The following is a 21,115-nucleotide window of genomic DNA, read 5'->3' as shown; positions in this document are numbered from 1 at the left end:
GAATGTCTAAACAAGGAAATTTTCAAAAATCAATGTCGCTGTTTGATCTGATTTTGATTGGGATGGGAGCCATCTTTGGATCAGCGTGGCTGTTCGCTGTCAGTAATGTCGCTTCAAAAGCAGGGCCCTCCGGCGCTTTTTCCTGGATCCTTGGAGGAGCCATTATTTTGTTAATCGGGCTCGTATATGCAGAGCTCGGAGCCGCTCTGCCCCGTACCGGAGGCATCATTCGATACCCCGTTTATTCACATGGCCACCTTGTCGGCTACTTAATTTCGTTTGTCACGATTGTTGCTTATACAAGCTTGATTTCAATTGAAGTGACAGCTGTGCGCCAGTATGTGGCCTATTGGTTTCCCGGCCTGACCATTAAAGGGTCTGATTCGCCGACCATTTCTGGCTGGATCTTGCAGTTTGCCCTATTATGCTTGTTTTTCCTGTTGAATTATTGGAGCGTCAAAACCTTCGCTAAGGCGAATTTCATCATATCGATTTTTAAATATATTGTGCCGATTACCATCATTATTGTACTGATCTTTCATTTTCAGCCGGAAAATTTATCTGTTGAAGGATTTGCACCGTTTGGTTTTACAGGTATTCAGGCTGCAATCTCGACAGGCGGCGTAATGTTTGCGTATCTCGGCCTGCATCCGATTGTATCTGTAGCAGGTGAAGTCCAAAATCCAAAACGCAATATCCCGATCGCTTTAATCATTTGCATCATCGTTTCAACCATCATTTATACTGTTTTACAGGTCACCTTTATTGGTGCAATCCCGACAGAAACACTGAAACATGGCTGGCCGGCAATTGGCCGGGAGTTCTCATTGCCGTTTAAGGATATTGCGGTCATGCTCGGGTTAGGCTGGCTTGCAACGCTTGTCATTTTAGACGCCATTCTGTCTCCCGGAGGAAACGGGAATATCTTTATGAATACGACATCCCGCCTTGTTTACGCCTGGGCGCGTAACGGTACATTATTTGGCATATTCTCAAAGGTCAATAAAGATACGGGGACACCCCGAGCTTCGCTTTGGCTTTCGTTTGCCCTGTCCATTTTCTGGACCCTTCCCTTTCCCTCGTGGAACGCGCTTGTCAATGTCTGTTCAGTCGCGCTCATTCTTTCATATGCGATTGCACCCATTTCTTCAGCTGCGCTGAGGGTCAACGCGAAGGACTTAAACAGGCCGTTTTATTTAAAGGGAATGAGCATTATCGGGCCGCTTTCCTTTATATTTACAGCGTTTATCGTCTACTGGTCAGGATGGAAAACAGTCTCCTGGCTTCTCGGTTCACAGCTCGTGATGTTTTTGATCTATCTCTGTTTCAGCAAATATACGCCTAAAGAAGATGTCAGCCTTGCTCAGCAGCTGAAATCAGCCTGGTGGCTTATCGGGTTTTATATTATGATGCTGATCTTTTCCTACATCGGTTCTTTCGGACATGGTTTAGGGATCATCAGCAATCCCGTCGACCTTATTTTAGTCGCGATCGGCTCACTTGCGATCTATTACTGGGCAAAGTATACCGGGCTCCCAAAAGCCGCTATTGATTATGATAAATAAAGAAGCAAGAGGTTTTCTTGCTTCTTTATTCTTTACAAACATCCATACATGCGATAAAATGAATGAGAGTCAGTCATTTCTAGGAGGTGTTCTTCATGCCAAAACAAACATCGGGCAAATATGAAAAAATTCTGCAAGCAGCCATAGAAGTCATTTCTGAAAAAGGCCTCGACAAAGCTTCTATTTCTGATATTGTCAAAAAGGCCGGCACTGCCCAAGGAACATTCTATTTGTATTTCTCATCTAAAAATGCCCTCATACCGGCCATTGCAGAAAATCTTCTCACCCATACACTTGATCAAATCAAAGGTAGGCTGCATGGAGACGAGGATTTTTGGACCGTTTTAGATATATTAATTGATGAGACTTTTCTCATTACAGAACGCCATAAGGATATTATTGTCCTCTGTTATTCCGGGCTTGCGATCGATCACTCCATGGAAAAATGGGAAACGATCTATCAGCCTTATTATTCCTGGCTTGAAAAAATCATCAATAAGGCCATTGCAAACCATGAGGTAACGGAAGGAATCAATTCAAAATGGACGGCCAGAACGATTATCAACTTGGTCGAGAACACTGCGGAACGATTCTATATTGGATTTGAACAAGATGAAAATGTTGAAGTGTATAAAAAAGAAATTTTTACTTTCTTAAAACGAAGTTTAGGTACTGCTTAAAAAATGACTGGATAACACCGCTCATTTTTTAACGCCCTGAAAATGACTGACGTTCATTCATAAATTAGAGAGGTGTTTCATTTGAATTGGATTCTTGTTTTTATTGCAGGACTTTTAGAAGTTGTTTGGGCCTCTTCCCTCAAACATGCCGATTCGCTTTTGGATTGGATCATCATTTTTATCTTGATCGCGATCAGCTTTCTCCTATTGATCCGCTCTTATCGAAAAATCCCGATGGCCGCGGCGTACACTGTGTTTGTCGGTATCGGAACCGTCGGAACATATATGACCGGAATTGTTCTGGGCGAATCCTTCTCAGCAGCCCAGATGTTCTTTTTAGCTTTATTGCTGGCTGGCATTTTAGGAATGAAATTATTTACGAAAGAAAGCAAATCTCAGCAGGGAGGTGAACAATAATGGCATGGTTTTTATTAGTGATTGCCGGCATAGAAGAAATTATAGCTGCCGTTGCCATGAAATATATTGACGGCACAAGAAAAAAATGGCCGATCATTGTAATGACTGCTGGATTCGGTTTATCCTTTTACTGCCTTTCCCAAGCGATGATAGTCCTGCCTGCTGGAGTCGCTTATGCCGTCTGGACCGGCATTGGAAGCATTGGTGTTTCGGCGGTCGGGCTCATCTGGTTTAAGGAGCGGTTTCAGCTTTCACAGGTGATTTCTCTTTGCCTTATCCTAGCTGGCGTCATCGGCCTGCGTCTTACGTCATCTTCATAAAATAAAGGCATATACAGCTGTATATGCCTTTGCCATTAAGCGTCGTGATGTTTTTGAAGATGAAGCGGCGGCGGGATGAGCCAGCCTTTGTTTTTTAGCAGCCTTAAGTATTTTGCGCCGGTTGCCGCTTTCGATATATGAAATTGCCCAAACATCATGGCAATATCCTCACGAATCGATTGCCCCATCATTTTGCTGCATGTCACAAGACCTGCAGCATTTTCCGCTGCCGCGGAGGCCGCCACATCCGGATCGAGAAACCGTGCGCCAGGCGGAATATCGTTAAGATCTGCTGTCGGCGGTTCAGGAGAAGCCGGCGGCAGCGCCACCCCGTTTTCTTTCAGGATCGTACTAACCTGTTTTATTTCATCTTGGCACTTCTCAATGGACTCACGAAGCAGCTTCTTCAGGTCGTCATCACCGACATGATTCAATAGCATCTGGTAATTGCCGACCATTTTATTGCCCGCCATCACATAACTCCACAAGCCGAATACCTCACCATAATGCATCGGTTCATCCTGCGGGTTTCCGCTTAAAATACCCATGTTCATCCTCCTCGCAAATTCAATATCGCACATTTGATAAACTGCCCGGGAGGAGGAAAATTTATGTTCCAGCGGGCGAGATTTATGAAACAAAAAAGACAAGAGCGGCAAATCGCCAAACCCTTGTCTTTCCTGTTGTTCTATTGGACGCGCTCGGAGGGATTCGAACCCCCGACAGACGTGGTACCGGAAACCATTAAAGAACTTCATATTATATATTTATTATCCTTAAATATATAATACACTTTTCTAAACGTTTCATTTTCATTAGTTATAATTACTATGTTACCCATATTGTTTTACAAGTTTAACCAAAAATTAAAATGAATTGAATGTTTGCGTATTGTGATTTTCCTTTACATTAAATCTGTAAATTTGACGGTTTCATTTTAAAGTTCCGTTATTCAACATTATTATAATTTTCCCTTTAAATCAGCTATTAATTGTTGTCGAAATAAGGGGTCGTTAGTTATCTTTTGAAGAAATGGCTGATAAACATGATCAATCCATAACATATCTAAACGAGTCATGTCCTCAATAAAAAAGGCCAATGAGATGGAATCTGACGCAGTTTCTTTAAAAATAGCCGACGTCATAACAAATAAGGTAGAGCCTCCTTTATACCAAATACGGTTTTCTTGAAGGTTCGGCGGTCCTGTTATCTCATCTAATATTCCTTTTTCCACTTCACTTAAAAGGTCCCCGGTTCCCAGACGATACATTAATCTGGCGTAGTTTTCACTGGATGAAGATGGAAGTTTCTTCGTGAACTCCCTTTGTATATCAATATGATTAGCAGAAGAAAGTGAGGATATTAACGAATCAGCTTTACCATGCACAAGGGCATCGAAAGTTTTTCCTGAGATATCCATGAAATATTTTTGCTTCATCTCTTTCATATAACCAGAGATTTCTTTCGTTTTTTTCTTTTCATACTTTTTTAGATAAGGAGCGACTAACATCGAAGAGTTTATAGAAAAAACAGGCGTGTGATTATCAGGCAAATATATATCAACTATTTTTTGGACATTGTCTTTACCGATCCTTAAGTAAATATAATCAGTACATGCATTTGAACTGTATCTCATCATACCAATGAGCACTTCTTTCATCGTCACAATTTGACCAATATTCTCTTTGCTCTTCCAATTATCGTGTGCTCCTCCGTCAGTATTCGGAATATAAAATTTATCTATTTCAATGATACTGACAGTATCATTGAAACTTATCTGATTTTTTCTGGCCTCATGTACAAATGCTAGCAAAAAAAGGATTTTCACTGTACTGGCTAAGGGAAACATCTTACTTCCATTATGATTTAAAAGGATTTGATCATTTTGTATAACCGTCAGCGAAAAGCGCTCAGGATGAGATAACATAAAACGTGTCAAATCCTCAACCGTTCTATTTCGATCCTTTCTTTTCAAAAATGCCGCTAAGCCAAAAAAACCGAATATAAAAACAGCTGCTATTAGTATTAAAACAATGAGGAACAAACTATTACCCCTTTCTCTGCTTCTGATTGAGGCCGCATGCCCCATGATTACATTGCCCATAAGGAATTATTTTTCTTTTTGAGGCAATCAAATCATATATCCTATCGCTAACATGAAACAACTTAGCCAAGAGGAGTATCATATACAATACCCATAGCAGAATAACCCGCTTGCTTATTTCGATAAAAGTATCTGCACCAGAGACGATGCCTTTTTCCAACGTCTTTCCATGCATTCGTTTTTCTAATTCCTCTATACCTACCTCATCATTAATAGTTGATGTCTCATCACGAAAGGATTCGAAAACAATTAAATTGAGCCAGTCCGCCCTCTCGATACGTTTTTTCGTTTTAGTACATAACGGGCACCATGCATCATAGTATACAGTCATTTTCCAGTGAGCTTGAAATTTTCGCATTAATTTTTTTCTTACCATCCAATTAAGCTTATGTTTCAATTGCTGATAAGTAAAGAATAAGCGATTGTACTCCTTATCGGTAAAAATCACCAATTCAATCGCAATCATGACAATAGAGAATGAATATAAACCCATTCCAAATGCAATACCTAAATGCAGTAAACAAACCATTAAGACAGCAAGCCATTTTGTTTTTTTGTTTATAATAAGAAAAGGAAAAGCAATTTTTAATAATACACTAGAATAACAAATCACGACGCTTAAATAGATGTGTTGACTGACTACCGACTGAAGAAAAGGCATCGCAACCGTTTTAACTTGTGATATATAGTATAAAGCTGTTCCATTATTCCAAGTTTCACCCATAATTTGATATATAGCAGACGTAACATATACAATACAAACTTGCATTATACAAAACAAAACAACAAAGTACTGAATAATATTAGCGGTAGTTTTCCTACAGTCAGATACATAAGCCACTTTTTTTCGTAACGCTGCATCTATAGAAAAATACTTTGTAGTATTTGCAAACAAGAGATAAAAAAGTGTAATTGCCATTAAATTGTCGCCACCGTCTCCAATATATGAGAAACGAACATATAATGAATAGAACAAAACATAATTCAAGATGCCCATGAGTCGGCCTTTAAAACCTAGAGTAAATAGAATTGCTGACACAATGCCAACGTGATATATCACATCAAAGTATTTTAAGGATGAAGTTACATTATACAATGAATATGTAGTTGGTTTCATAACATTATGAAATGTATTGATACCATAATCGGAGAACAAGAAATACCTCTGATTATAATGAATTAAATAAAAATATAAAATGAGCAAACCAAATACAATACGAAGCAAGCTCACCCCAATATAAAAACGTTCTTTTGCAAAATAGGAGATAACTCTGTTAGTGATACTGTTATTCATAATATTGTTCCTCCACTCTCATTAAAAAAATGGAACCACTTTATTATTGAACGTTTTCCATTTAAATGTAGTGCTTTGTTCTAATTTCTCACCTTTATCATTGTTATCCCGTAGAGAAAACGGAATCGGTTTCACTGTATCTATTCTTACTCTTATTCTTTTTATTGTTTTAGGATTATAAATTGATTTAGCATACGAACTTGCATAACGATACACATTTTCCTCGCCAATCTTTTGGCTCTTCTCTATCTCTTTTGTTATAGCTTTTACCTGTTTATCATTTTCAGCTGCTTTTTTTACGTATTGAAAAATGACATCATCTTGATTAGTTCCAAAAATATCAGAAGAAAGCCCATCTATAATTCTAACAATTCGATTGTAAGGGGTTACGATTTTAGTGTGATTTTGGTCTTTTAAGGGGGTAGAAATGTCAATCCACTCGTTCTTTCCCCTCGGTTTTCCAGTATCAACCTCCATATATATATTTGTATTAGTTGTAATAGGATCCGGCGCAAATAGATGCCAATTCTGTTGGAATAAAGTATTTGTGTAACGATCAGAAACAGGTTTGACCGCAAGAGCTAACGGATTAGGGGGTAATACAGTAGATAAAATTAAAAAGAAATGTACAACGAAAGTAACTAATAAAATAAACAACAAACCAAAACTAAAAGTTTTATTTTTATTCATCAAAATCCCCTCTATTAAAAAAAGGGGGACTATAATAATCCCCCTTCTTATAAATTATTTTTTGTCAAAAATAACATCCATATCTTGTACCTCTTCGTTTGAAGGCTTAGCTATACCTAACCCTCCATTGTCTAAAAACATATTCAAAGCTTTGCCTCCATAATGCTTTGCAGCTTCAGTCCCATAAACCCAGGCTTTTTGAGCTAAGTTCCCAATGCCTGCTGCATTAGCATCTTTGCCTTCCTGAGAGACATTTTCCAGTTCAACTTTTTTTGTTTCTAATGTTGCTGCCGAAGCCGATGAATACATTACAGACCCCAGAATTCCAGTTCCAATAGTAACAGCTATAACAAATCTTTTAAGCTTCACAAAACTCCTCCTTTTATTTGTATTCAAATCCAATATTAGGAATAAAAGTTTAATATGTCAAATTATCTTAATTAATGTGAAAATATCATTTTATAGGTGAGAATGACCTCATTTATACGAATTCATTCTATTACGATTCGTTTAATATTAAACTAAAGTAAAGTTTTTTTGACTAGATTTTGTATTGTGAATAGAGTTCAAAAAAAAAATGGGTATTAAGAACTTTTTTATTCAGATATTAATTCAATAGAGTTGTTATTCGTTAAAAATAGTGCTATCAAATCATTACCTTTAGGATTTTCCATTTAATCCACAGTATGCTATATTTTACATCGCAATACTCAGCTGAAACATTAAGTTATAAAGGAGCTTTTATATGAGGAAATTAAGTAATATCTGGGCAGTTGCAGTGATTATAGGGACGATCATTACCTTATTTTCATTCGTCTTCCTACGTGATACTGATTTTTATGCTGTCCGGTGGGTAGGAGTCTTTATTATGGTTGTAGGATTTGTTTGTGGCCCAACCTACATAGCACCGAAAAATAAAAATAATCGTAAAAAAGATACCCGATAGGTTAGTCTTACCCTGTCAAGTAGACAGCATAAAAAAACTAAGCAACCAGTGTGTTACGGTATTCTATCGGAGCACACTGGTTTAAATTTTTCTGGAATCGTTGATATAACTGAATAATCTTTAATGTTCTTGTAGCTCTTTTTCAATTTGGCATGAAGAAAAGTATGATGTGAGAAAAACAATTCGATGCATACATTATCCAGACAGTTACCCTTACGAGAATGACTGCCCTTCAAACAAACGGTTTCGAATCGCTTATGATATGGTTTTGTTGTGTATTGGGAGCCTTGATCAGAGAGTGGAGCTGTCCACATACAATATAGGTAATACCGGTTACATATAGCTGGTTAGATCGATTGGTTTAAAATTCTCGGTTCAGTCAGTTTGATTGAACAATCGATGCCTTTCTTCCAGAATAACGTCCCTTTTTTTCGAATGATCGATGGATGTTCATCTCTTTCATCAACCTGTCAACACGCTTATGGTTGACGGAAAAGCCTTCTTTCTTTAACAGCTACAGTAATTCGGATAGTCATAGAAGGGGCGCGAATGGTGATTCGCCATAATGTGTTCTTTAATCAACTGCTCTCTCTGATACCTTGCCTTTCGAACCCTTTGAGTCTTGCACCATTTTTAGTATCCTTATCTTGACACCTTGGCGATACCGCCAGCCATGTAATCGGTAACGTTTTTTTAGTTATTCAACCTGTACCTTTTGATAATCTCGTTCTTCCTCAACTTTTAAACGTTGTCTTAGGGCATCCTATAAAAAGGTTGTATGACTTTTTATTCTTTCCCCGTTGCTCTTCAAAAGACCACGGCGTTTTTTACCCAATTTTTGAGCTGGTTTGAACTGTGAGCCCTTATTCTTCAGATAACGCGTTACAGCGCTTTAGTTTCCTTCTACATGCAAGTTGACGGCTTTCATGTTAATTTCTATCGTATAGTGGTAAAAATGTTGTCCTTTTCGCGCCCTAAAAAATCCCCTACTAGTTGACAGCCACTGCCGAAAAGTGAGCTGTTAAACTTGTAGGGGATAGTATCAGTTGCCGGGTTTTATTTTTTCATATTAAACTTATTTAAACCTTTTTTATAGATCTCTTTCCTCTTTTTCGTATAAAAAATGATTTCGAAAATTATATAAGCACTCAAGGGCATTAGGATTGTACGCACTCTATAACATCTGCTGAAGATATTTCACACATCAGAAAGCTCTTACTCCTATAATATGTAGAGGAAACAGAATCCTTAGTTTTTCATTACTTCACACAAAAAAGACAAGAGCGGCAAATCGCCAAACCCTTGTCTTTCCTGTTGTTCTATTGGACGCGCTCGGAGGGATTCGAACCCCCGACAGACGTGGTACCGGAAACCACCGCTCTATCCAACTGAGCTACGAGCGCATATGGACTGCGTTATGGAACGTCAGCACAACTAATTATACGATAATTCCATTCAAATAACAACCCTCTATTTCGATAGGCCGTTTTTTAAATAGACACAGCATCTTAATTGGCAATTTGACATAAGATGGTTTGAACCCCTGTATTTTTGGGGAAAATGGGAAAAAGAGACGACTTTGCATATCAGGCCAGCTTTTTGTTTGACCTTTATTGACCAAAAATGTATCATGTAACTACATACTTACCTAAAAGGTGAAGGAGGAGCATTATGAATTTAATACCTACAGTCATTGAACAAACGAACCGCGGGGAAAGAGCATATGATATTTATTCTCGTCTATTAAAGGATCGTATCATCATGCTTGGATCTGCGATTGATGACAACGTTGCGAACTCCATCGTGTCACAGCTTTTATTCTTAGCAGCAGAAGACCCTGAAAAAGAAATTTCTCTTTACATCAACAGCCCGGGCGGCTCTATTACAGCCGGTATGGCGATCTATGATACCATGCAGTTTATTAAGCCGAAAGTATCTACAATTTGTATCGGTATGGCTGCGTCAATGGGCGCATTCCTGCTTGCAGCGGGTGAAAAAGGCAAACGCTATGCGCTTCCAAACAGTGAAGTCATGATTCACCAGCCTCTTGGCGGTGCGCAAGGTCAGGCGACAGAAATTGAAATTGCCGCGAAACGCATTCTCTTGCTTCGCGACAAATTAAACAAAGTCCTTGCTGAACGTACTGGCCAGCCGCTTGAAGTGATCGAACGCGACACAGACCGTGATAACTTCAAGTCTGCTGAAGAAGCGCTTGAATACGGCCTGATTGACAAAATTTTGACTCACACAGAAGACAAAAAGTAATAACACAACCTGCAAGAGCTCGTCTCTTGCAGGTTTTTTCATTTAAACACTTTTGATTCTATGCTGCTCCCATTCCCCGTGTAACAGCTCAAGTGTCAGATCACTCGTCTGCCTCACAACCAGATCAGCACCAAACATCGACTGTTCTTGACCGACTCCAACCGCAAACATCCCCGCGGATTTGATTGCGGAAATGCCTGCTTCTGCATCTTCTATTGCCGCGCAATCAGCCGGGGAAACATCGAGCAGTGCTGCAGCTGTTAAAAAGATTTCAGGATCAGGTTTCCCCTTCGCAAGAGTCGTCGGATCAACAATGGCATCAAAATCATCGATAATTGCCAAACGTCTTAAAATCTCGGGGGCATTGCGGCTTGAGGATGCTAACCCGATTTTTATATTTTCGTTTTTCAATTGACATAGAAGCCTGCCGATCCCCGGTAAAAGATCTTCCGGCGTCAATTTGCTGATCAGCGTTTGATAATCGTGATTTTTTTGAAGCATAAGTTCTTGTTTCTCCGCATTTGTATACCTAGTTTTCGCACCGCCAGAGATCAGTATGCTTTCAAGTGACTCTTCTCTGCTGATTCCTTTTAGCCTTTCATTCATATCTCTGTCAAAGGGGATATTGATTTGTTCTGCGATGTGCTTCCAAGCAAGAAAATGATATTTAGCTGTATCTGTTATGACTCCGTCTAAATCAAAAATGACCGCTTTCATATGCTAATGCCCATCACAGCTTCATAAGGTTTGAGACTAATACTCTTCAAGTCAGCCGGCTCCTGCGGATAGTTCGAAATCAGCACTTTCCAACGCTCATGAATCAGTTCCGGAGGCGCTTCGAACAACGCCTTTTCTTCCGACAAATTCACAACGACGAGAAGCTTTTCCCCTTGATATTCTCGGAGGTAAGAAAAAACTTGCGGATCATTCTCCTGCAGCAGCTGATAATCGCCATATATGATGATCTTATATTGCTTTCGTAATTGAATGAGCTTCTGATAGTAATAGAAAATGGAATCTTGATCTTCCAAGGACTCTTTCACATTGATAGCTTGATAGCGGGAATTTACCGGCATCCACGGGTCTCCGGCTGTGAATCCCGCATGTTTTCCGGCATCCCACTGCATCGGGGTTCTCGCATGATCACGTCCTTTTATCATCACGGCTTTGAGAAACTCTTTTTCTGACATCGTTTTGTTTTCAACGACTAGTTCACGATATGCATTTTTTATTTCAAGATCATCATACATCTCCAGAGGCATATCGCTGTTAACCATACCGATTTCTTCTCCTTGGTAAATAAACGGCGTTCCTTTCATGCCGTGCAGAACCGTTGCAAATGCCTTCGCACATTCCTTACGCAGCTTCCCGTCATTGCCCCAGCGGGAAATAACCCTCGGCTGATCATGGTTCTCAAAATACAAGGTATTCCAGCCGACATTCATTAACCCGGTCTGCCACCTTGTCATCGTCTTTTTTAAAGCAACCAAATCGAACGGCTTGATCTGCCACTTCCCATTTGGCGAGTTTTGTTCTGTATCAATATCCATATGTTCAAATGTAAAAATCATATTCAGCTCTTGCCTGCTTGCATCTGTATACTTTTTCGCCTCTTCAATATCAGAGCCGTTTGCCTCTCCGACCGTCATGCAGTCGTAATGAGAAAGCACTTCCCTGTTCATCTCTTGAATAAACTCATGAAGACGGGGACCGTTAGAATGATAACGGCCGACGATATAGCTGCGGGTGTGATCCGTTTCGTAGTCCGGAAAATCGGTGTGCTTGGAAATAGAGCCGATCACATCCATTCGCCAGCCGTCAACGCCTTTATTCATCCAGAATCTCATTACATCATAAACTTCCCGGCGAACCGCTTCATTTTCCCAATTTAAATCAGGCTGTTTTTTCGAAAAGTAGTGCAAATAATACTGTCCTGTCCCTTCATCGTATGTCCACGCTGAGCCTGAGAAGATCGATCCCCAATTATTCGGCTCTGAGCCGTCCGGTTTAGGGTCTCTCCAAAAATAATAATCCCGGTAAGGATTGTCCTTCGATTTGCGGCTTTCAGCAAACCAAGCATGCTCATCCGACGTGTGGTTCACGACCAAATCCATGACGATTTTCATTCCGTGTTTATGCACTTCATCTATCAGCTGAAACATATCTTCATTTGTCCCAAACTTTTCGTATATGTTTTTGTAGTCACTGATATCGTAGCCATTGTCATCCTGCGGGGAATCAAACACCGGGGAGAGCCAGATGACATCCGCCCCGAGATTTTTGATGTAATCCAGCTTTTGAATCACACCTTGCAAATCTCCGAATCCATCTCCATTGGCATCATAAAAACTGCGCGGATAAATTTGATAAACGACAGCTTCTTTCCACCATTCACTCATTAGGCGTTCTCCTTTCACATCGTCCCTTTAGGACAACCGGTTCCTCATAAACTTTCATATGCAGCGGGTCGCCTTTTACAAGCTCAAACACGGCGCTCATTTCGTCAACCTTCACATTGAGTAATCGGTCTCGATAATTGATGTTGAATGAATATCCGTCCCATTCCTTCGGCAAAAACGGATGAAATGACAGCGTCTCATTCGCGGTGCGCATGCCCGCAAAACCGTGAACAATTGCCAGCCAGCTTCCCGTCATTGAAGTAATATGCAAACCTTCTTCCGTATCATGATTGTAATTATCAAGATCAAGCCTTGCTGTTCGCTTATATAATTCGAGCGCTTTCTTTTCCAGCCTGAGTTCGGCTGCGAGAATCGCATGGACAGAAGGCGATAGGCTTGATTCATGAACAGTCATCGGTTCATAAAATTCAAAGTGTCGCCGTTTTTCTTCCATTGTAAAACGGTCATTAAAAAAATACATGCCTTGGAGAACATCTGCCTGCTTAATAAAATTGGAGCGGAGAATTTTGTCCCATGACCAATTCTGATAAAGAGGCCGCTCAGCTGGATCTAATTCATCCACTGCTTGCAGGTCTTTGTCCAAGAATGTGTCATGTTGAACGAAAATTTGCAGTTCTTCACTATACGGATAGTACATGTGCTGGATGATTTCTCTCCAGACGCTTAATTCTTCTTCCTGTACATCAAGAAGGCGGCGTTTCTCCGCTGAGATACGTTCGAAATTTTCTAATGTATACTCCAACGTCCAAGCCGCAATGACATTTGTATACCAATTGTTGTTGACGTTGTTTTCATATTCATTCGGCCCTGTGACGCCATGGATCATATACTTGTTTTTTCGTTTCGAGAAGTGAACACGGTCGGCCCAAAATCTGCTGACTGCCACAAGAACGTCTATCCCATATTCCTCCATATAGCCATGGTCGCCTGTATAATTGATATAATTGTAGATCGCATAACAGATTGCGCCATTGCGGTGAATTTCTTCAAAGGTGATCTCCCATTCGTTGTGGCATTCATCCCCTGTGAACGTCACCATCGGATAAAGGGCCCCCTTCATCCCCAATTTTGCGGCGTTTCGTTTAGCAGGCTCCAATTGATGATAGCGGTACAAAAGCAGGTTTTTCGTCACCTCTGGCTCGGCTGTCGCCAAATACATCGGAACAGCGTAAGCCTCTGTGTCCCAATATGCGGCACCTCCATATTTCTCGCCAGTAAATCCTTTCGGCCCGATATTCAAACGGGCATCGCCTCCGTAGTATGTCGAGAATAACTGAAAGATATTGTAGCGGATTCCTTGCTGAAGCTCCTCATCCCCTTTAATCTCAATGTCCGCTTTTGACCATCTTTCCTTCCATTGATCAGTGTGCCTCCGTTTTGCTTCTTCGTAACCGTTCTCAACAACATTCGCCAAAAGCTCCTTAGCTTTCGTTAACAATTCTTCCTCCCGAAAATCACGGGAAGTCGTGACGATAATAAACTTTTTCAAAGAAGCCTTCGTTTGGTAACTGTAACGATTCTCAACATACATCCCCGCTGTTTGAGAGCTTTCACTGACAAAGCCATCTGTCACGTTTGCCATTGCGGCTAAAACAGTAAAGCGCGGTGTTCTAAAAGGATTTTCGATCGTTTTTGCCGCTAAATAGCCGATGTGGGAATCAGCCCCTTTCACTTCTTCCTGCCAAAACTGTTCTTGGTAGTTAGAATCTTCATTTGCCACGTTACCATCCAGGTATGGAACAAGCGTAATGACAGCATCTCCCGTCAGGCACTCAGCTTCATAATGAATCGCACAAAGTTCTTTTACAGCAAGGCTAAGAAATCGCTCCGAACTGATTCTGACGGTTTTATCCTGAATGCGGACAACAGCGCTTCGCCGCAAAATCCCCTCTTTCATATTGAGTTCTACCTCAAATGATTCAATTTGGTTTTGATAGAGATCGATTTTTTCACCGTCCACAAATAAGCCGATGCCCATAAAGTTCATCGCATTGATTACTTTACCGAAATATTCTGGATACCCGTTTTTCCACCAGCCTACTCGCGTTTTGTCAGGGAACCACACGCCTGCAATATATGTCCCTTGGTGACTGTCGCCTGAATAGCCTTCTTCAAAATTCCCTCTGACCCCCATATAGCCGTTGGCAAGAGACGTCAGGCTTTCCAGCAGCCGTATGTGCTCCTTTTGAAATGTATTTGTTTTGATTTTCCATTCATCAATCTCAAATAACCGCTGATTTATCATCATTTCCTCCCGAATGTAAGTTTCCATTATCACGGCGGGATTTTGTCAAATATCTAAATGCAAAAGTGATCATCAAAGTGACGCCGCATGAATGGATCATCAATACAGTAATCAAGTCAAAATGAACCAGACCGATAGCAGATGCCGCAAAAGCCGGCAGTGCTGAAGCGCAAATCGCTATAGATGCCGCTTCCTTGAATGACGCAATAGAGACCATGTTTGATCTTTTTGTGATCCAAAGGCCTCCGGCAAGAACAATCGTTAAAAAAAGCTGGATCATAAAAATCACCGCAGATGCCAGGATCATAATCATCGGCTTATACTGCGCCAACCACAATGTATCGATCAAAACCTCTACATCATGGGCGTTTGGATTCTCGAGCTTAACGTCCATTTTCGCATAGCCAACAGAAAACCCTGTTCCGTTTTGATCGGTCATTACTAGTCGATCAGGCTGAAATACGATGGCGTTGTCAAATCCAGTCACTTTCAATCGCCCATTTTCACCGCTTGTCTCATATTCATGCTTCATATCGACCGCCATCACATTCTGCCCATCTTCAATCCTCTCAAAGCTCTTCCCGCCTGTTAGTTTTCCATTTCTGATTTGAACACCTTGTAATTGATCAGCAAATGTATCATTAACCTTTTGAATCGCTGACGGCATGAAAGATGCAACGCTGAAACGATCCATTTTCATAAACGAAACTGTCAACGGTGCCATCAAGGAGGCCGTTAAAAACATAAAGAGAAAAGAGAGTTGCAGCCAGCTGAAGGTATTCCCGTAGCGGCAAACACCTGAAGGAGATGCAACCGCCTTCAGGCAGCGGATGATAAAGCTTTTATTCTCCAGATTCTTCATCGAATTACCCCTTTGTTCCGCCGGCTGTCAAACCGGACACAAAGTTCTTTTGGAGAAAAAAGAATAGAACGCATATCGGCAGTGCGGCAAGGATGGCACCAGCCGCAAATAGAGCGACTTTTTGCTGCTGCGGATTTGAAATAAAGGACTGCAGCCCTACAGCAATGGTCAGCCTTTCCGGTGAGCGAAGCAAAAACTTTGCCAGCAAATAATCGCCAAACGGTGCCATAAACGCCCAAAGCGCTTGCACCGCGAGCATTGGCTTAACAAGCGGCAGAACGATTGAAGCGAAAATCCTCAGATGTCCCGCTCCGTCAATTCGCGCGGCTTCATCAATTTCTCTCGGCACAGTATCAAAATAACCTTTCATCAGCCACGTGTTCATCGGTATTCCGCCGCCGATATAGATGGCTGTCAAAAACCAGTATTGATCGAGTGCGCCTATCAGCATCGCCAAGACATAAAAAGCAGTCAGCGCTGCCATCGTTGGCACCATTTGAATGATTAAAAAGAATACCAGGCTCTTTTTTCTGCCCGCAAACCGATAGCGGCTGTACGAGTACCCGGCAAGCGTCACGATCGCAACCTGCAAAACCATAACCGATAGCGCGATGACAAGTGTATTGCTGTACCAATTGAGATAAAGCGTTTCGTCAAATAGCCGCTTAAAATGATCCAATGTCCAAGCACCCGAAAAATCGAGCTGAAAAGCCGCCGAATTCCCCACACGGAAGGCTGATGATGCCGTAATCAGCAACGGATATATAATGACAATACTTAAAAGCGTCAAAAAGAAATACGTACAGATTCTATTAAGTAATCTGGCAGTTCTTGCGTTCACCTACATAACCTCCTCATTGCCAAAAGCATTCGATTTTTTGAAAGCAATCAGTGAAATTCCAATGACAATGAAAGAAATTAACAGTGTAACAGCCGCCGCAACAGAATATTGGGGTGATGTGCCTGTTGTCAGTTTATAAATCCACGAAATTAAGATATCGGTTGACCCGGCCCCGGCTCCTGCACTGCCTGGCCCTCCCTCATTAAATAAGTAGATGATCGAGAAATTATTGAAATTAAACGTATACTGAGTAATCATCACGGGTGCTGTCGCAAATAAAATCATCGGAAATGTAATATGCCGAAAACGCTGAATAAAAGTGGCCCCGTCAATCTTTGCCGCTTCATACAATTCACCTGGAATCGCCTGAAGCACTCCTGTTACCATGACATAAATATATGGAAAGCCTAGCCACGTCTGAATCATAATGAGGGCTGTCTTTGTCCAGAAAGGATCGGTCTTCCACGCGATCGCAGGCAGCTCAACAAACGGCAGGTGATTGAATAGTGGAATCACCTGTGCATTCACCGCTCCTATGCTGTCGTTAAACATGTTGGAAAAACTCATGATTGTAATAAACGCCGGAACAGCCCATGGAAATAAGAAAATCATTCGAAATATCCGCTTGCCTTTGATAAAATCCTGATTGACGAAAAGGGCGGTCACAATACCTAAAATGATTTGCAGCGTTGTTGCACAAATTGTCCAGATGACCGTCCAGCCGAGTACATTTACAAATGTTTCACGATAGGAGCCGAGGAAAAAAATATTTAAGAAATTCTTGAATCCGACCCAGTCAATCAGACGATTAGGCGGTATATGATAAAAATCATAGTTTGTACATGCAACAAACAGAGTTACCAAAACCGGAAAGATAATCACAAATACCATCATGATATATGCCGGCAGTGTAAAGAGATATGGAAACCCTTTATCGCCGGCATAACTGAGCATATCCTTGGCCGTTGTATTGACCTCCAAACCCGCCGCTTTCATTGCGGCGGTCTTACGCGAATCATGAATATTAAAGATATAGAACATGAGGAAAATCACCGTCACGATCAATTGCAGCGTGCCTTCAATCAGTATAAACAGCGAGTGGTCTTCACCGGGAACACTTCCCAATGTCATCAATCCGGTTAGCGCCTGAATACCGAAAACGCATAATTCAAAAGCAAACAAGCCTGTGATGGCAAGAAATAAGATCCCCTTTGACAACTGCTGATTCACAATCTGCCCAAGTCCTGGAATAATCGATAAAAGCCCTGCCTTTCGTTTTTGCTTTGCAAGTGTGTGATGTTTATTCATTTTTCCGCCCTCTATTCTTCCGGACGCTATCCCGCCGTTTTATTTCACATACTTTTCTTTAATATTTTCCTTTATGGTGTTTACAGCATCATTCGCTGCTGTTTGTGTGGATTTTTTTCCTGAAGCTGCATCAAAAATCAAACTTTCCGCTCCTGTCCATACCTCAGCCATTTCCGGAATATTTGGAGTCGGCGTTGCTGTTTCATATTGTTTAATCACAGCTGACGTCAGTTCATTCTTTTGCTCATCGGCTTTCTTCCTTGCAGCAGTGTTGGCTGGAACTTCGTTTGTATCCTCATAAAAAGCGTAAGCATTGGCATCATTTGCAGCATACTCAATCCATTTTTCAGCCAGCTCGGGATCTTTTGTATATTTCGAGGCAACCCAGCCCTTCCCGCCGGCAAAAGGGGCGTATTCTTCTCCATTTGGCAATGTCGGAATGGGAGCCGCTCCGTAGTTCAATTTAGCTTCTTTATAGTTGGCAGCTGACCACGGTCCGCCAATGATCGCAGCCGCTTTGCCTTCTAAAAACATCTGCTGAATAAAGTCGTCTGCGCTTGAATTGTCTTGCATTCCTTTCGGCCAATAGGTTTTAAACCATTTCTCTGCATATTTCACCGCTTCCACAGCACCTTTGTTATTCAGGCCAATGTCCCCGGAATCTGTGCCGTTTTTTCCAAATACATATCCGCCGTATCCAGCCAATAAGCCGTACGACATATAAAAGTCAGTCCATTTTGCTAAAAATCCGGTTGATTTTCCTTTTTCTGAAGCAAACGAGAATCGGGGATCCTCCGTTAACTTTTCAAGGTCTTTAAATGTTTTTGGTGCTGTTTTTAAAAGATCTTTGTTGTAATACAAAATAAGTGTCTCAATGACTAGCGGCATTCCGTACACTTTGCCGTCAACTGTCACCTGCTGCATTTCTTTCTCTCCAAAGCTTTTTGTATGAGAGGGCTTAATGTCGAGCAAATGCCCCTGCTGTCCCAAACCGCCGATCCGGTCATATGCAGCAAGCATAACATCAGGCGCATTACCCGCCGGGCCATCAAGAGGAAGTGCTTCCAACTGTTCGAACATTTGCTTTTCAACAATTTTCACTGTGACATCATTCTCTTTTTCGAACTTTGCTTTAATGCTTTCAATATATTCTTTATACGTTTCCTCGACAGACACAGTCAGCACCTTTTTGCCATCAGAGCTTGCTGGATTTTTTGAACTTGAGCAGGCGGCAAGGCCGATTGCCAGAAATGATGCCGCCAATATGGCGAACCCCTTTTTAAAAAGAACCATCTCTTTTCCCCCTTCTATTTACGAAACTATAACAATTGTATTGTCCTATAGAAAGCGGTTACAACAACTTTCGCTTTGTTACCGATAACAGAATGTTATACAGGAGCGGCAGCACTCAAAATCAAAAATTCCCCCGGCTGAACGGCAATGACATCGTGATGATGAAACGGCTGCTCTGTCCATGCATCGCAGATTTTCTTATTCCTTTCAATATTCAAATCTCGTAAACTGACGTGTTGAACTGCATTCCCCTGATTAAAGAAATAAATCAGTATTTTTTCATCGAGAGTCCGCGAAAAGCTGATAAAATCATTTTTGTCGTCCAGCAGATTCCACTCAAGATGTCCCTCAGTCAATAAAGTGTTTTCCTGCTTGCGTAAAGCAATTAACCGTTTCATAAATCGCAGCATGTCTTGGTTTTGCTTTTCCTTTTCCCAAACCATACATTTCCGGCATAATGGATCATTTTCGCCGTCCAGCCCGATTTCCGTTCCGTAATAGATGCATGGTGAGCCTGTCTGGGCAAACATAAAGGCCAGCAACGCGCGTGCTTTCTTCTCATCATTGCCGCATCTGGTCAAAAGGCGCTTTGTATCATGGCTATCCAGTAAATTAAACATCACCTCATTGGCCTGCTTCATCCCATTCATCAAATGCGCATTGACACGGTGGGCCATACGTGAGGCTGGGATCGTCTGGTCAGCAAAGTATTCTATCATAGGCTCTGTAAAAGGGTAGTTCATGACCGCATGAAATTCATCCCCTCTAAGCCAGGGTTCGGCAGAATGCCAGATCTCACCTAAAATATAAACATCAGGCTTTTCTGCTGATACAGCCTTCCTGAATGTCTTCCAAAACACGTGATCCACTTCATTTGCGACATCCAAACGCCAGCCGTCAATGTCAAATTCCCGAATCCAGTACAAAGCAATATCAAGCAAATATTTCTGCACCTCGGGATTCGCCGTGTTTAGCTTCGGCATATCAGCTGTAAAAGCAAACCTGTCATAATTGTCTTCTCTGACAGGAAAAGAGTGAATATGGAACCAGTCTTTATAGCGGGATTGAGCTCCGTTTTTGACGACATCCTGCCATTGCGGAGACGCGCTTCCTATATGGTTAAAAACCGCATCTAGCATAATTCTCATCCCCCGCTGATGAAGCTGGCTGACCAATGTACGAAAAAGCTCGGGATCCCCAAAATGCGGATCAATAGAAAAGTAATCCAGTGTGTCGTATTTATGATTAGAAGGCGCGGAAAAGATCGGCGTCAGATAAATGCCGTTCACCCCTAAATCCTCTAAATAATCAAGCTTGTCAACAATCCCTTGCAAATCTCCTCCAAAAAAATCATTAACGTCTGGGTCCGTGCTCCCCCACGGCAATGCATTCTTCGGTGACAAGTCTTCTCGTCCATTTGCAAAACGCTCCGGAAAAATTTGATACCAAACCGTTGACTTAACCCATTCAGGCGCTTGAAATGTATCAGCCTCGTGAACAAATGGAAATTTAAAGTAATAATGGATTGTCTCCAATGTTTTTTCATTATAAGAGCATACACCCGAACTTCCGAAAAAGATGTCTTCATGATCATCTGTTATAACAAACGCATATTGTAAACGCCTAAATGGCGGCACCACTTCAGCAAACCAATAGTCATGCACGTCTGTTGCGGCAATTTTCTTCATCGGCTGCTCGTTTGCCAACCACCTGCCGTCGTTGTACCAATAGGGATCACCCCAAATGACTCGAATGTGATCTGCATCATTTTTTTTCGTCCGAATCTTGATATGCACTGTCCGCCCATCATAAGAATAAGCATCAGTACTGAATGGCTGATGGTGAATCGCTGCATATTCCATCAT

The 21,115-nt window shown here is 41.4% G+C and carries 19 protein-coding genes and 1 tRNA gene; 5 read left to right on the top strand and 15 right to left on the bottom strand.

Features of this window, described 5'->3' with window-relative positions:
* The first annotated feature begins 2 nt into the window (after positions 1–2).
* From aspP to BLL41_RS07520, 4 genes are all read left to right on the top strand, one after another.
* Complete coding sequence (gene aspP, locus BLL41_RS07535; RefSeq protein ID WP_015384716.1) at positions 3–1,565, top strand: aspartate/proton symporter AspP; 1,563 nt, start codon at positions 3–5, stop codon at positions 1,563–1,565.
* A gap of 95 nt (positions 1,566–1,660) precedes the next feature.
* The gene (locus BLL41_RS07530; RefSeq protein WP_003244443.1) at positions 1,661–2,245 is read left to right on the top strand and encodes a TetR/AcrR family transcriptional regulator; all 585 of its coding nucleotides are present in this window, start codon (positions 1,661–1,663) and stop codon (positions 2,243–2,245) included.
* A gap of 81 nt (positions 2,246–2,326) precedes the next feature.
* A complete protein-coding gene (locus BLL41_RS07525; protein ID WP_071577367.1) occupies positions 2,327–2,662 on the top strand; it encodes an SMR family transporter in 336 nt (111 codons plus the stop codon).
* Entirely contained in the window at positions 2,662–2,982 is a 321-nt protein-coding gene (locus BLL41_RS07520; protein ID WP_071577366.1) for a DMT family transporter, read from the top strand. The genes BLL41_RS07525 and BLL41_RS07520 overlap by 1 nt, the downstream gene beginning before the upstream one ends.
* Before the next feature lie 35 nt (positions 2,983–3,017).
* Here the strand turns inward: BLL41_RS07520 and BLL41_RS07515 are convergent, their stop codons facing one another.
* The 7 genes from BLL41_RS07515 to BLL41_RS07475 all read right to left on the bottom strand — a co-directional run bounded on the left by BLL41_RS07515 (position 3,018) and on the right by BLL41_RS07475 (position 9,419).
* Positions 3,018–3,530: a DUF3231 family protein gene (locus BLL41_RS07515; protein ID WP_071577365.1), complete on the bottom strand. Its 513-nt coding sequence runs from the start codon at positions 3,528–3,530 to the stop codon at positions 3,018–3,020.
* 413 nt (positions 3,531–3,943) lie between these two features.
* Positions 3,944–5,026 carry a serine hydrolase gene (locus BLL41_RS07510; protein ID WP_071577364.1) on the bottom strand — a complete coding sequence of 361 codons (1,083 nt, stop codon included), beginning with the start codon at positions 5,024–5,026 and terminating at the stop codon, positions 3,944–3,946.
* A gap of 4 nt (positions 5,027–5,030) precedes the next feature.
* Positions 5,031–6,380, bottom strand: coding sequence for a DCC1-like thiol-disulfide oxidoreductase family protein (locus tag BLL41_RS07505; protein ID WP_071577363.1), 1,350 nt, complete (start codon positions 6,378–6,380; stop codon positions 5,031–5,033).
* 21 nt (positions 6,381–6,401) lie between these two features.
* Positions 6,402–7,070 (bottom strand): DUF5819 family protein, encoded by a 669-nt coding sequence (locus BLL41_RS07500; RefSeq protein WP_071577362.1) that lies wholly within the window; start codon positions 7,068–7,070, stop codon positions 6,402–6,404.
* Between the two features lie 54 nt (positions 7,071–7,124).
* The gene (locus BLL41_RS07495) at positions 7,125–7,439 is read right to left on the bottom strand and encodes a hypothetical protein (protein ID WP_015483734.1); all 315 of its coding nucleotides are present in this window, start codon (positions 7,437–7,439) and stop codon (positions 7,125–7,127) included.
* 956 nt (positions 7,440–8,395) lie between these two features.
* On the bottom strand, positions 8,396–8,530 hold the full coding sequence (locus tag BLL41_RS23275) for an IS3 family transposase (protein WP_141770194.1): 135 nt from the start codon (positions 8,528–8,530) through the stop codon (positions 8,396–8,398).
* Positions 8,531–9,343: 813 nt separating this feature from the next.
* Positions 9,344–9,419: transfer RNA gene (locus BLL41_RS07475), tRNA-Arg, on the bottom strand.
* 268 nt (positions 9,420–9,687) lie between these two features.
* On the opposite strand from BLL41_RS07475, the gene clpP reads away from it, so the two are divergent.
* Positions 9,688–10,281, top strand: a complete 594-nt coding sequence (gene clpP, locus BLL41_RS07470; RefSeq protein WP_003228214.1) for an ATP-dependent Clp endopeptidase proteolytic subunit ClpP — start codon at positions 9,688–9,690, stop codon at positions 10,279–10,281.
* Positions 10,282–10,323: 42 nt separating this feature from the next.
* On the opposite strand, the gene pgmB is transcribed toward clpP, so the two are convergent.
* The 8 genes from pgmB to mdxD form a co-directional block, all read right to left on the bottom strand.
* Positions 10,324–10,998, bottom strand: coding sequence for a beta-phosphoglucomutase (pgmB, locus tag BLL41_RS07465; protein ID WP_071577360.1), 675 nt, complete (start codon positions 10,996–10,998; stop codon positions 10,324–10,326).
* Positions 10,995–12,680, bottom strand: a complete 1,686-nt coding sequence (gene malL / locus BLL41_RS07460; RefSeq protein WP_071577359.1) for an oligo-1,6-glucosidase — start codon at positions 12,678–12,680, stop codon at positions 10,995–10,997. The genes pgmB and malL overlap by 4 nt, the downstream gene beginning before the upstream one ends.
* Positions 12,673–14,946 (bottom strand): glycoside hydrolase family 65 protein, encoded by a 2,274-nt coding sequence (locus BLL41_RS07455; protein ID WP_071577358.1) that lies wholly within the window; start codon positions 14,944–14,946, stop codon positions 12,673–12,675. The genes malL and BLL41_RS07455 overlap by 8 nt, the downstream gene beginning before the upstream one ends.
* Positions 14,924–15,808 carry a DUF1189 domain-containing protein gene (locus BLL41_RS07450; RefSeq protein WP_071577357.1) on the bottom strand — a complete coding sequence of 295 codons (885 nt, stop codon included), beginning with the start codon at positions 15,806–15,808 and terminating at the stop codon, positions 14,924–14,926. Before BLL41_RS07450 ends, BLL41_RS07455 begins: the two co-directional genes overlap by 23 nt.
* Before the next feature lie 4 nt (positions 15,809–15,812).
* Positions 15,813–16,649, bottom strand: coding sequence for a maltodextrin ABC transporter permease MdxG (gene mdxG / locus BLL41_RS07445; protein WP_071577356.1), 837 nt, complete (start codon positions 16,647–16,649; stop codon positions 15,813–15,815).
* Positions 16,650–17,957 carry a maltodextrin ABC transporter permease MdxF gene (mdxF, locus tag BLL41_RS07440; RefSeq protein WP_071577355.1) on the bottom strand — a complete coding sequence of 436 codons (1,308 nt, stop codon included), beginning with the start codon at positions 17,955–17,957 and terminating at the stop codon, positions 16,650–16,652.
* A gap of 39 nt (positions 17,958–17,996) precedes the next feature.
* The gene (mdxE, locus tag BLL41_RS07435; protein WP_071577354.1) at positions 17,997–19,250 is read right to left on the bottom strand and encodes a maltodextrin ABC transporter substrate-binding protein MdxE; all 1,254 of its coding nucleotides are present in this window, start codon (positions 19,248–19,250) and stop codon (positions 17,997–17,999) included.
* A 95-nt stretch (positions 19,251–19,345) separates the two neighbouring features.
* A complete protein-coding gene (gene mdxD / locus BLL41_RS07430; protein ID WP_071577353.1) occupies positions 19,346–21,115 on the bottom strand; it encodes a maltogenic alpha-amylase in 1,770 nt (589 codons plus the stop codon).

Origin of the sequence: Bacillus sp. FMQ74 (assembly GCF_001875785.1) — a bacterium.
GTDB lineage: Bacteria > Bacillota > Bacilli > Bacillales > Bacillaceae > Bacillus > Bacillus stercoris.
This window is presented reverse-complemented; position numbering and strand designations above follow the sequence as displayed.

Coding starts and splice junctions, on each gene's coding strand:
- aspP (WP_015384716.1), top strand. CDS start 3: ATGTCTAAACAAGGAAATTTTCAAAAATCAATGTCGCTGTTTGATCTG.
- BLL41_RS07530 (WP_003244443.1), top strand. CDS start 1,661: ATGCCAAAACAAACATCGGGCAAATATGAAAAAATTCTGCAAGCAGCC.
- BLL41_RS07520 (WP_071577366.1), top strand. CDS start 2,662: ATGGCATGGTTTTTATTAGTGATTGCCGGCATAGAAGAAATTATAGCT.
- BLL41_RS07515 (WP_071577365.1), bottom strand. CDS start 3,530: ATGGGTATTTTAAGCGGAAACCCGCAGGATGAACCGATGCATTATGGT.
- BLL41_RS07505 (WP_071577363.1), bottom strand. CDS start 6,380: ATGAATAACAGTATCACTAACAGAGTTATCTCCTATTTTGCAAAAGAA.
- BLL41_RS07500 (WP_071577362.1), bottom strand. CDS start 7,070: ATGAATAAAAATAAAACTTTTAGTTTTGGTTTGTTGTTTATTTTATTA.
- clpP (WP_003228214.1), top strand. CDS start 9,688: ATGAATTTAATACCTACAGTCATTGAACAAACGAACCGCGGGGAAAGA.
- pgmB (WP_071577360.1), bottom strand. CDS start 10,998: ATGAAAGCGGTCATTTTTGATTTAGACGGAGTCATAACAGATACAGCT.
- malL (WP_071577359.1), bottom strand. CDS start 12,680: ATGAGTGAATGGTGGAAAGAAGCTGTCGTTTATCAAATTTATCCGCGC.
- BLL41_RS07455 (WP_071577358.1), bottom strand. CDS start 14,946: ATGATAAATCAGCGGTTATTTGAGATTGATGAATGGAAAATCAAAACA.
- BLL41_RS07450 (WP_071577357.1), bottom strand. CDS start 15,808: ATGAAGAATCTGGAGAATAAAAGCTTTATCATCCGCTGCCTGAAGGCG.
- mdxF (WP_071577355.1), bottom strand. CDS start 17,957: ATGAATAAACATCACACACTTGCAAAGCAAAAACGAAAGGCAGGGCTT.
- mdxE (WP_071577354.1), bottom strand. CDS start 19,250: ATGGTTCTTTTTAAAAAGGGGTTCGCCATATTGGCGGCATCATTTCTG.
- mdxD (WP_071577353.1), bottom strand. CDS start 21,115: ATGATGGAATATGCAGCGATTCACCATCAGCCATTCAGTACTGATGCT.